12 protein-coding genes are annotated in these 11,191 nt (G+C 53.3%); 11 read left to right on the top strand and 1 reads right to left on the bottom strand.

Going from position 1 to position 11,191, the window contains the following annotated elements; genetic code table 11:
* The 10 genes from AYW79_RS13865 to AYW79_RS13820 form a co-directional block, all read left to right on the top strand.
* Positions 1-661 (top strand): ACT domain-containing protein (locus AYW79_RS13865; RefSeq protein ID WP_156493911.1); only part of this gene is annotated, 661 nt, incomplete at its 5' end.
* Position 662: 1 nt separating this feature from the next.
* Positions 663-1,550, top strand: coding sequence for a 4-hydroxy-tetrahydrodipicolinate synthase (dapA, locus tag AYW79_RS13860; protein ID WP_231884555.1), 888 nt, complete (start codon positions 663-665; stop codon positions 1,548-1,550).
* A gap of 265 nt (positions 1,551-1,815) precedes the next feature.
* Positions 1,816-3,486, top strand: coding sequence for a ribonuclease J (locus AYW79_RS13855; RefSeq protein ID WP_067567088.1), 1,671 nt, complete (start codon positions 1,816-1,818; stop codon positions 3,484-3,486).
* Between the two features lie 241 nt (positions 3,487-3,727).
* Complete coding sequence (locus AYW79_RS13850) at positions 3,728-4,417, top strand: ClpP family protease (RefSeq protein ID WP_269449006.1); 690 nt, start codon at positions 3,728-3,730, stop codon at positions 4,415-4,417.
* The gene (locus tag AYW79_RS13845) at positions 4,414-4,659 is read left to right on the top strand and encodes a YlzJ-like family protein (protein WP_067567082.1); all 246 of its coding nucleotides are present in this window, start codon (positions 4,414-4,416) and stop codon (positions 4,657-4,659) included. Before AYW79_RS13850 ends, AYW79_RS13845 begins: the two co-directional genes overlap by 4 nt.
* Positions 4,660-4,781: 122 nt before the next feature.
* Positions 4,782-5,474, top strand: coding sequence for a 2-phosphosulfolactate phosphatase (locus AYW79_RS13840; protein WP_067567080.1), 693 nt, complete (start codon positions 4,782-4,784; stop codon positions 5,472-5,474).
* The gene (locus AYW79_RS13835) at positions 5,471-6,253 is read left to right on the top strand and encodes a phosphosulfolactate synthase (protein ID WP_067567079.1); all 783 of its coding nucleotides are present in this window, start codon (positions 5,471-5,473) and stop codon (positions 6,251-6,253) included. The genes AYW79_RS13840 and AYW79_RS13835 overlap by 4 nt, the downstream gene beginning before the upstream one ends.
* Positions 6,250-6,651 (top strand): VOC family protein, encoded by a 402-nt coding sequence (locus AYW79_RS13830; RefSeq protein WP_067567076.1) that lies wholly within the window; start codon positions 6,250-6,252, stop codon positions 6,649-6,651. Before AYW79_RS13835 ends, AYW79_RS13830 begins: the two co-directional genes overlap by 4 nt.
* A gap of 120 nt (positions 6,652-6,771) precedes the next feature.
* Positions 6,772-9,411, top strand: a complete 2,640-nt coding sequence (locus AYW79_RS13825) for an FtsK/SpoIIIE family DNA translocase (RefSeq protein ID WP_067567074.1) — start codon at positions 6,772-6,774, stop codon at positions 9,409-9,411.
* Positions 9,412-9,537: 126 nt separating this feature from the next.
* Complete coding sequence (locus tag AYW79_RS13820; protein ID WP_067567072.1) at positions 9,538-10,188, top strand: hypothetical protein; 651 nt, start codon at positions 9,538-9,540, stop codon at positions 10,186-10,188.
* Positions 10,189-10,209: 21 nt separating this feature from the next.
* Here AYW79_RS13820 and AYW79_RS13815 read toward each other — a convergent pair whose 3' ends face one another.
* Positions 10,210-10,554 carry a hypothetical protein gene (locus tag AYW79_RS13815; RefSeq protein ID WP_067567070.1) on the bottom strand — a complete coding sequence of 115 codons (345 nt, stop codon included), beginning with the start codon at positions 10,552-10,554 and terminating at the stop codon, positions 10,210-10,212.
* Positions 10,555-10,740: 186 nt separating this feature from the next.
* On the opposite strand from AYW79_RS13815, the gene AYW79_RS13810 reads away from it, so the two are divergent.
* Positions 10,741-11,191, top strand: a 451-nt coding sequence (locus AYW79_RS13810) for a hypothetical protein (RefSeq protein ID WP_156493910.1), incomplete at its 3' end; no start/stop codon positions are given.

Genomic DNA, 11,191 nt, shown 5'->3' with positions numbered 1-11,191 from the left:
GCTTGTCAACGGCGCGGCGCGCTTGACCCACGTTACGTATACAGAAATTTGTAATTTCGCGTATCAGGGCGCAAAGGTGATTCATCCGCGGGCGGTTGAACTTGCGATGCAGAAAAACATCCCGATTCGCGTGCGCGCGACGGGATCAAAAGACGAGGGAACGCTTGTGACAAGCGCGTCGCGCCCGCTTGAGGAAAGGCCTGCACAGGATCGCATCCTCACAGGTGTCACACACAGTGCGCGCGTGACGCAACTTAAAGTGCGCTCCGACGCAGGAAGAAGCGGGTTTCAAAAGGATGCGTTTCAGGCAATGGCGGCAGAAGGCATTTCGCTGGATTTTTTTAATGTGACACCGAGTGAAGTGACATTCACGGTGCCGCTCACTCACGAAGACCGCGCGATCACAAGGCTTCATGAGTTGGGACTGACGGTAGAAGCGGTTCGCAACGTGGCAAAAGTGGCCGCAGTTGGCGCTGGAATCCACGGAGTGCCAGGGGTGATGGCGCGCATCGTCATGGCGCTTACCGAGCGAGGCATTGAGATCCTTCAATCTGCCGATTCGAACACCACCATCTGGTGCCTCGTCCACGAAAAAGATGTGGCAGAGGCCGTTCGCGCGATCCATGATCAATTCGATTTGCACGCACAAGGGGGAGTCTGACGTGTTTGGTCGCGTTTTAACCGCGATGGTAACGCCGTTTAATGAGCGGCTTGAGCTCGATTTGTCGCGTTTGCAAGCTTTGATTGATCATCTGATTGAGACGGGCACGACGGCACTCGTGGTTGCAGGAACAACCGGAGAGTCACCCGTCCTCACGCACGATGAAAAACTTGCACTTTTTGATGCATCGGTCCGGCTCGCGCGCGGCCGCGTCCCGGTGATTGCGGGAACGGGGCTCAACAGCACACAAGCGTCCGTTGAATTGACCAAAGAAGTCGATGCGCTCGGTGTCCAGGGATTTCTTTTCGTAGCGCCCTATTACAACAAGCCCTCTCAAGAGGGACTCTATCGCCACTTTGAGGCGCTCGCTGCGGCGACGGATAAGCCGACGATTCTATACAACATTCCCGCGCGAACGGGTGTCAACATTGACCCGCAGACCGTGATTCGCCTTTCGACGATCCAGAACATCGTTGGCGTCAAAGAGTCAAGCGGGGATCTCACGCAAGTATCCCGCATCCTCGAAGGCACAGATGACGATTTCATCGTGTATAGTGGCGATGATAAAATGACGCTCCCGATTCTTGCGCTTGGCGGCCACGGTGTCGTCAGCGTCGCTTCGCATGTTGTAGGCGCGCGCATGGCTCGACTTGTCGACGCCTTTTTTGAAGGCGATCTAAAGCAAGCGCGTGAGCAGCATCACGCACTTTTGCCACTTTTTGAAGAATTATTTCGCGCGCCAAACCCAGCGCCAGTCAAGTCAGCGCTGGCGATGCTCGGACTCTCGGTTGGCGGCGTTCGCCTTCCGCTGGTCGACCTTACACCAGCGCAGCGAACAGAGTTGCGTAGGCAACTTTCAGAAGTTGTTTTACTCCCGTCCTTTCACTAAATTTGCAATGACGATAAAGATTGGCGAGCGTGAGTTGTGAGCGCTCGCCTTTGTCATGTATAATCAAGTCACCATGAACGGAACGGTAGCTTTGCGGAGAATGTAAATAGACGCAGATGGTGGGTGTGCGCCTGTCCTTACTTCTAATTCGCGCGGACAGATACGCTCGTCACGCCATCTCACGCACTGCATGTGGCGAATGACGTATGGGAACGACGGGGCTCATTCGTAAGCGCTCATGGTTTTACTTTTTGGAGGTGCACAGTTGAGCAAGAATTATTCAAACAAACTTTCGATCGTTCCGCTCGGCGGAATCGGCGAAATCGGCAAGAACATGACTGCATACGCGTATGGGAACGATATGATCGTTGTCGATGCAGGGCTCAAATTCCCGGATGAAGAGATGCTTGGGATTGACATCGTCATTCCGGATATCTCGTACCTGACGGATAACAAACAGCGCTTGCGCGGTATTTTTATCACACACGGACACGAAGACCACATTGGCGGATTGCCATACGTCCTTAAGAGCCTACAGGTGCCTGTCTACGCCACGCGCTTGACGCTTGGTCTGATTGAAGGAAAACTGCGTGAACACGGCATCCTCGATCAATCAAAGTTGATCCCAATTACCAATGAGAGCGAAGTGACACTCGGTCACTTCAAGGTTTCTTGCTTTCGCGTGAATCACAGCATTCCCGATTCGGTCGGATTTGCGATTGATACGCCAGAAGGCGTCGTCGTTCAGACGGGTGACTTTAAATTCGATCAGACGCCAGTGGACGGAATCCACGCAGACTACGCAAAGATGACTGCGCTTGGTGAACGAGGTGTGCTCGCACTGTTGTCAGATAGCACGAATGCAGAGCGCCCAGGGTTCACGCCATCGGAGCGCAGCGTCGGCGCAACGATTGAGCGCGTGTTTCAAACGGCGCCAGGACGAGTCATTCTTGCGACATTTGCGTCAAACATTCATCGAGTGCAGCAAGTCATTCGCGCTGCAGAGCGAAATGGTCGAAAAGTGGCGATTGTCGGACGCAGCATGGTAAATAACGTCTCCGTTGCAAAGGATCTGGGCTATCTTGAAGTGGAGCCGGACACTTTAATTGAACTGGAAGAATTGTCGCGCTTTGAGACGCATGAGGTTGCGCTGTTGACGACAGGATCACAGGGTGAACCGATGTCTGCCCTCACGAGAATGGCGCGCGCGACGCACCGCAAAGTGGAGATTTATTCAGGAGATACTGTGATCATCGCGTCTTCACCGATTCCGGGAAATGAAAAGTCGATTTCAAGAACGATCGATCTTCTCCAGCGCATCGGCGCGGATGTGATCTATCAACCGGGTTCAGGCGTTCACGTCTCGGGTCACGGCAGTCAAGAAGAGCTCAAGCTGATGCTTAATTTTATTCGTCCGAAGTATTTCGTTCCTGTTCACGGAGAGTTTCGCATGCTGCGCAAGCACGCTGAACTGGCGACGGCGACGGGCGTCAATCAAGATCATATCTTTATGCTCGAATTGGGCGATGTATTCGAGATTCAGGATGGCACGCCGCGCGTGAGCGGAAAAGTGACGGCAGGCGCGATCCTGATCGATGGTCTCGGGGTTGGGGATGTCGGAAATATTGTCTTGCGCGACCGTAAACTTTTGTCTCAAGACGGAATTCTCGTCGTCGTGTTGACCATGTCAAAGCAAACAGGACAGCTGCTCTCTGGTCCTGATATCATTTCCCGCGGATTTGTCTATGTGCGCGAGTCGGAGGAGTTGCTCGATGAAGCGAACCGGGTAGTCGCAGCGACGCTTCAGCGATTGATGACCGATCGCGTGAGTGACTGGTCGGGGCTGAAGATGGGCGTGCGCGATGCACTGACGCGTTTTCTCTACGAACAGACGAGGCGGCGACCGATGGTGTTGCCGATTATTATGGAAGTATGACTGTCGGGTAGGGACGGAAAAGGGGATCTCACGCAGATCCCCTTTTTCTATGGGCAAATCAGGTGATGCAGGATAGAGGCGGTCATTCGAGCCATACTAGGGAGAGGTCGCATAACAGCGACGCTGTGCGGATGGCGACGGATTTTGCGAGGAGTGAGCCGAAGTGTACCAGGAAACACCGCCACACCCGATGGAACCAGATTTCTCAGAACACCCAAACGGCGATTCACCGCTCCACACGATGAAAGACGGAACGGTTGCGGATAATATTGAGCGATTGGGACAGACCAATCCCGTATCGGATGAGTCGAACATTTATTGTTTGACGATTGTCGGACAGGTGGAAGGCCATATGGTGCTTCCACCGCAGAATAAGACGACCAAATATGAACATATCATCCCGCAGTTGGTGGCGGCGGAACAGAGTGATCGCATTGAGGGTGTCTTGATCATTTTGAATACCGTGGGCGGCGACGTGGAGGCGGGACTCGCGATTGCCGAGATGATCTCGTCGCTATCAAAACCCAAAGTTACCCTCGTTTTAGGCGGCGGACATTCGATTGGCGTGCCGATTGCGGTGGCGAGTGACTACTCGTTTATCGCAGAGACGGCTACAATGACCATCCATCCCATCCGACTAAACGGACTGGTGATCGGCGTCCCGCAAAGCTTTGAATATTTGGAAAAAATGCAGGAGCGTGTGACCCGTTTTATCACGACCCATTCGCGCATCACGGAAGGAACACTGCGTGAGTTAATGTTGCGCACGGGAGAACTCGCGCGCGACATAGGCACAACGGTTGTCGGGCCAGACGCGGTACAGTACGGATTAATTAATGAAATCGGCGGGCTCGGCATCGCGATGGGGAAACTTCGTCAACTAATCAGTGAGTATCGCTCGATGCGCACGGGAGTGGGGATGACCCAATGATTCTGTGGTCGATCGTTTCAGCTGAAGATGTGTATGAGGGATATGGCGATCCACAACACGTAAAACCGCTTGCGACGATTACTCATCAGGGTGTCACGATGTTGGTGGAGCCGCTGGGGCCAGGTTCAGCGAAGATTCATCGATTGATTTCACCGCATGCTGCTGACTACCTGAAAGCGGAGTGGCAGCCGGGAAACGTCATTGCCACGGAGATTCCACAGACTTCGATCGGATCATCATGAGCAACGCAAAAAATCCTTCGCGAAGGCAGCGAAGGATTTTTTTTCAAGATGACTTTAAGAAAAGACCGCTATGATCCATTCATACGAATCATAGAACCGTTCTTCTTGAAGGTTGGGAATACATGAACATTGAGATAGTACAAGGAAATGGGCCATACGCGCCAGCCGCTGGCGTTCATGTCGTCATCGATGTGATCCGCGCGTTTACTGTGGCACAGGTAGCGTTTATAGGCGGAGCCAAAGAGATTGTGCTCGCGCGCGATAAAGAGCAGGCGTTTGCGCTTCGCGAAAGAAGGTCTGACGCGCTTTTGGCGGGGGAAATCGCTGGCCTTGCCGTCCCTGGTTTTGACCTTGACAACTCTCCGGCGGGCATGGCCGCGGCAGATGTTGCGGGACGAAGCATCATTCAAATGACAACAAACGGTGTCAAGGCGGCCGTGCAGGCGCTTGCGGCAGAGCATGTTTTGGTAACCGGGTTTAGCAATGCGAAACAAACGGCGAGCTTTGTGCAAAGCATAGCGCCATCGCTTGAATGCTCACGCATTCGGCTCATCGCATCGCATCCGACAAGCGACGACGATCTCGCGTGCGCCGAGTACATCGAGAGCATCCTCGCGTCAACGACTCCCCTCTCTGCGGAAACAGTGGCAACGCGCATTCGCTCATCGGTGGTGGCGCAGAAGTTTTATGATCAAACTCGTCCTGAGTTTGATGAAAAGGACATGGAGTGGTGCGCGCGTGAAATCCCCTGCCCGTTTGTCATGCGCGTCACGAGTCGAGCGGGAATTCCTGTCGTTGAAAGGGTGGACGTATGACCTTGAACTATGCTACTGCGCTCCGACTTCCGACGCGAAGCGCCAAACCGCGCGAGAATGGTCTCACGATCGTTATTGACAATGGAGTGCCTACCCAGTATTTTCAAGATGTCATGCAGAGTATGGGACACCTGATTGACTTTGTGAAGTTTGGGTGGGGCACATCGCTTGTTACGCGTGACTTAGAAATGAAAATTCATTGTTTACGTGAGCATCAGATCGATTTTTTCTTTGGTGGAACACTTTTTGAAAAATATTATATGCAGCATCAATTGGATGACTATCAATTGTTCTGCCAGTCTGTTGGCTGTCACTATGTGGAGATCTCCAATGGCACAGTCGGGCTCTCTAATCGAGAAAAAGCGTCGTGGATTCGGGAATTTGCGCAAAACTTTCGCGTTTTTTCGGAGGTGGGTTACAAGGACACGGAAAAATCGATCAATCTCCGTCCAGCCAAATGGATTGAATATATTCGGGAGGACCTTGAAGCGGGTGCGTGGAAGGTGATCACGGAAGCGCGTGAAACGGGAACGGCTGGCATCGTCCGCCCTGACGGCGAGCTGCGTTTTGGTTTGATGGAAGAAATTTTCGATGCGGTGGATCCTAAGTTCATGGTCTACGAGGCACCGAATAAAACGCTACAGACGTATTTTATCTCGCGCCTGGGTCCGGAAGTGAACTTGGCGAACATCTCGTTTCACGATCCGATTCCACTGGAGACACTGCGGATGGGACTAAGGTCCGACACATTGATGCTTTTTGAGGAGAATGACGCGTGAGAGACAGTCAGAATGTGTTTCACCTAGCGATTCCTTGCAAAGACCTGGATGAAACGTACGATTTTTATGTGACAAAGCTCGGCTGCAAACTGGCGCGTCGCTATGCGGATCGCATCACGCTCGATTTTTTTGGTGATCAAGTGGTGTGCCATCTCGATCCTGACGGGGTCGACATGAACCCCAAGATGTACCCTCGTCATTTTGGCGTGACGTTTCGTGAAAAGGCGCAGTATGACAATCTTGTCAAGTTGGCGTATCAGAGAAACGTCCCCTTTTTTCAGGAACCGATGACGCGGTTTACGGGAAGGATCGAGGAACACCTCACGTTTTTTTTGATCGACCCGTCAAACAATCTTTTGGAATTCAAGTATTATCACGATGAGCGTATGATGTATTGATGCATTGCAAGGATTTGCTCCGCATTCGGCAGACCATTTCGCGGGAATCGATGATTCAGGTAGCGTCAGGCAGGATTTTTATACCTCTCCCGCGAAAGAAGTAGGTCGAAGGGGAATGATATGGCAAAACTGGATCACGCAAAACGAGTGCTTCGCTATGAGTTGCTGGGACTCACCTTGTTGGTTCTCGGCTTTGTAACGCTTGGGGATCTCGGCGCAGTCGGTCAAGCGCTCGACGATCTTTGCATCATGCTGGCCGGAAATTGGCATTTTATGATCCCGCTCTATATCCTCTGGATGGCGCTGATCATCATGGTCAAACGGGCTCGCTTTCGCTACACCGGATTTCAGACGGGACTTTTTATCCTCCTCTTGGTGATCGTTACATGGAGTGAACTCAGCCTCTATACGCAAGGCGTGGCGATGTATGGAAAAAACCCGGATCTCTTGCGGCTGACGCAAGTCGGGATAACGACACTTAGCGACTCACTTCACAGTCTAATCCTCACTTCAAGTGGTCCGCTTCCTCCCGCGAACGCAGGCGGTGGGATGGTTGGCTTCGCTATTTTTTCAGGTCTTCGCTATTTGTTTGCCGTGGCAGGCACGGTCCTGGTCATGGTCGGCGCAGTGCTTGCGGCGCTCGTTTTGATGACGCGCAGGTCGCTGGTACAGACGATTGAGCGCATGTCAAGGTCGCTTGAAAACCGAGTGGATCGCGGATGGACGAGCATGATCACGGCACTCGCGCGTGCGCTGTCTGCGCAAAAAAATGCTAAACCGAGACGGGGCGCGGCGCGCGCTGCACGGGAGACTGACGTGGAGGATGGCGCTGCAACCGATGATTTGAGTGAGACGAAACAAAGTTCTAAGCGCGCGGCAAAGAAGCGCGCACGCGGTGCGCACGCGGAGCTTCCAGTGAGCTTGGAACGCGTTGAGTCGCAGCGTGAGCAACCGATTGATGAGTGGCGGGATGATCCGGAATCGTTCTCGTTTCAGGATTTCGGTCGCGATGTTCCGCAGGATGGAGTCTATGACGCGTTTTTTGACGTACCTGGCGATGAAAGCCGTCACCTATCTCAGGAAGAGGGAACGCGCGCGCAGACCATATCTGAGCAACGCGGGGGTGTGCGTGAACAGAGCGGTGAGCGATCTGACGCTGAGGAACATACGGACGCATGGACGCTTGACGAAGAGCGATCGATCCTGACTGTACGGATTGCGCAACCGGAACCGGGAGTGCTCCATGATCCACCGCTCGCTCACCAAACGAGTCTGAAGATCGATGGCGAGCCGGGAAGTGGTGCGCCCCTGTCGGTCGCACCGGTCAAACCGTATCGTTTGCCTGATCCGCGCCTGCTTGATCGCGCCGCCAACCGTCGATCAGACTCGATCGCGCTGCAAAAAGAGTTGCAAGGACAGGCCAAGAAACTGGTAGAGACATTTGAGAGTTTTGGTGTTTCTGTACGGTTGCTCGGCACGAGCCGCGGACCCGCAGTGACTCGATACGAGATTCAACCTGCGAGTGGTGTCAAGGTTTCACGCATTCTCAGTCTTTCAGACGACTTGGCGCTCGCGCTTGCGGCGCGGGATATTCGCATTGAAGCACCGATTCCCGGCAAATCGGCAGTCGGCATTGAAGTTCCGAATTCAGAGATTGCCGTGGTAACATTTCGCGAGGTGCTAGAAACCGAAGCGTTTACACAGGCAGGAAGCCTCCTGTCTTTCGCGCTTGGCAAAGACATTGCAGGGCAGACGATCATCGGCGATCTGGCACGCATGCCGCACGTCCTGGTAGCAGGAGCAACCGGGTCGGGAAAGAGCGTCTGTATCAATGGGATCATCGCAAGCATCCTGTTTCGCGCCAAACCGGATGAGGTCAAATTCATCATGATCGATCCGAAAATGGTAGAACTGGGCGTCTACAACGGCATTCCCCACCTCTTTGCGCCGGTTGTCACGGAGGCGCGGCGCGCGGCGGCGGCGCTTCGCAAGGTGATCGTCGAAATGGAGCGTCGCTATGACTTGTTCTCAAAAGCGAAGGTGCGCGATCTGGAGCGTTACAATAACTACGCGGAACGTGTAGGGAAACCGCGTATCCCACTGATCGTTGTGATCATCGATGAACTGGCGGATCTGATGATGGTTGCGCCAGGCGATGTAGAAGACGCGATTTGTCGGCTCGCGCAGATGGCGCGCGCGTCAGGGATCCACCTCGTCGTGGCAACACAGCGCCCCTCGGTGGATGTCATCACGGGACTTATCAAGGCCAATATTCCATCGCGGATCGCATTTTCTGTCTCCTCAGGTGTGGATTCGCGGACGATTCTTGACGGCAGTGGTGCTGAAAAATTGCTTGGCCGCGGCGATATGTTGTATCTGCCGGTTGGCGCCTCTAAACCACTGCGCATGCAAGGCGCGTTTTTGTCGGAGCCTGAAGTGGAGAAGCTGGTGGATTTTGTGCGCAATCAGCAGGAGGCGGAGTATCAAGAAGACTTCAGCGCTTTGCCAGAAGAGGTGACATCCAATCTCGACCAACTTGATCCGCTGTTTGAGGATGCTGTGCGCGTCGTGGTGGAGTCGGAGCAAGCGTCAGTCTCCTTTTTACAGCGTCGACTCAAGGTTGGCTATTCGCGCGCCGCGCGTTTGATTGATTCACTTGAGGAATTGGGGATTATCGGGCCATTTGAGAACAGCAAGCCGCGCGAGATTTTTCTAAGCAAAGAGGAGTGGCAGGCGCGTAAAGCGAATCACGCAGGATAATTTAAGGTGCGCGATAAAAATCGCGCACCTTTTGCTTGGAACACTCCCTCTATCGAGTCAAGCTGTCATGTGTAGAACGTATTTTGCATAGGATTGAAAGGACAAGTTGTTCGGAGGGATTGTGACGTGATCAGAGGGAGTGAGCGTCAGGGACGAAAACGCGCTCGTCGTGCGTTCATAGGAATCCTGCTCTGTGGCGCGGCGCTTATCGCGGTACCGCAAACCAGGGGTTGGGTTTTGGCGTTATCACTCAATGGGATACAGAGCTTCAACAGGAGATTTCTCGGCATCTCCGTAAAACCTGCGACGGCAGGTGCACGCATGTCTTTTCAACAAGGCGGATCGATAGATCAACCGGCGCTACACCAAAACATTACGACGGCGATTCAGAATCAAGTGATCGCCCCACTCGCTGCTGCGGTGCCCGAATTGACGGATGTGTACATCGTGCGTCAAGCGGACGGCGGTCTCTCCATTACAGCCACAGGCACATTGCCTTCTTATGTGGGGAATCAGCGCGCGGCAGAAGGCATCGCAGAGCGTTTTTTACTCGCTGCCTATCGCCGCGAACCGTATCGTGTGGATTTTGCTCAATTGGAACTTGCAGTGAATGGGCGTTACGTATTGGCGGCAGGTCTTGGAGATCTTGCGGCGCGCACGCTCACCGTGCCCGTAAGCGGCGCGGCGGCGCGCATGCCACTCTCAGCGCTCACGGCGTATCAACGTGACACGGGGATGATCAGCGAGCAGGGGTTTGCCCAATACAGCGCACCGTAGTGACGCGAAGCTCTTTGAAGACTAAGACTGCGGACGTTTGCGCGCGCCGACAATGTACGCTTGGGTAAAGCCGATGTTCTCTTCGTGAACGCGTTTCATGAGGACGCGCAAAACCGGCTCATGCCCTGTGCGAATCAGTGTTTCTGCGATGGAGTGTGTCGTAAACGGCTCTTCCATGCTTTCAAGGACGTGCGGATCTTCTTCGAGATGATTCAACCACTCATCTTGGTAGCGATCTTTGCGAGATTCGAGATAGGCCGCTCGGTAGAGATCTTTGATTGTAAATGACACGCCGATGGCCTGGAGATAAAAGTTGAGTTGATAGAATGCTTGCGCGACAGAGCGATGATCATGTTCATTCTTCAATGGATTCACACCTCATCTATGATTATGCTTACTTTGTGTGTGATCGGCAAGCATTTTTGCGAAGAAGTTTGCAGCGAATTTCGCAGATCTCCATTTTGTGACGCGCAATTCACATGGTACAATGGCACGGATGAAGGTAAAATGTCATGCGATTGATTCGCTCTAAAAGTGGTGTGTATATCATTCATGAAACGCGTATGGTACAACATGGTCTCCCTGATGCTTTGTTCGACGCTGGCAGGGTGTGGATTTGTTAATGTGGCGGATCTGCGACCAACCGTGTCGAAAATTTCGGTTACAGTTGGGGGCGCATCTGCGTATCTCGCAGAACCGCTTGTTCAAGAGGCACTGGAAACGACGCCAAGTGGCGTGACGGTTCAGTCGATGCTCACGCATGCGACACCACAAAGCGTTATGCAGTCGGTGTATGCAAAAAAACCGAGTGCTGCAATCTTGATTGGATTGCCAGCGACGCTCTCTCAGGAAGTTGCAAACCAGATTGGCGCGTCTCGCGTTTTCACGCTCTCAACATCGACGCCAATCGGTACGAGCGCGACTACCGCTTGGGTTAGGCTTGTTCCTTTTCCAACCTTGGATGTGGCATCGCTTGCAGGATATCTTGCGGGCAGTATCCAGT

Origin of the sequence: Ferroacidibacillus organovorans (assembly GCF_001642725.1) — a bacterium.
Lineage (GTDB): Bacteria > Bacillota > Bacilli > Alicyclobacillales > SLC66 > Ferroacidibacillus > Ferroacidibacillus organovorans.
The sequence above is the reverse complement of the archived record's forward strand: the minus strand, read 5'-3'. Positions and strand labels throughout refer to the sequence as shown.

Coding starts and splice junctions, on each gene's coding strand:
- AYW79_RS13850 (WP_269449006.1), top strand. CDS start 3,728: ATGAAAGACGGAACGGTTGCGGATAATATTGAGCGATTGGGACAGACC.
- AYW79_RS13845 (WP_067567082.1), top strand. CDS start 4,414: ATGATTCTGTGGTCGATCGTTTCAGCTGAAGATGTGTATGAGGGATAT.
- AYW79_RS13840 (WP_067567080.1), top strand. CDS start 4,782: ATGAACATTGAGATAGTACAAGGAAATGGGCCATACGCGCCAGCCGCT.
- AYW79_RS13835 (WP_067567079.1), top strand. CDS start 5,471: ATGACCTTGAACTATGCTACTGCGCTCCGACTTCCGACGCGAAGCGCC.
- AYW79_RS13825 (WP_067567074.1), top strand. CDS start 6,772: ATGGCAAAACTGGATCACGCAAAACGAGTGCTTCGCTATGAGTTGCTG.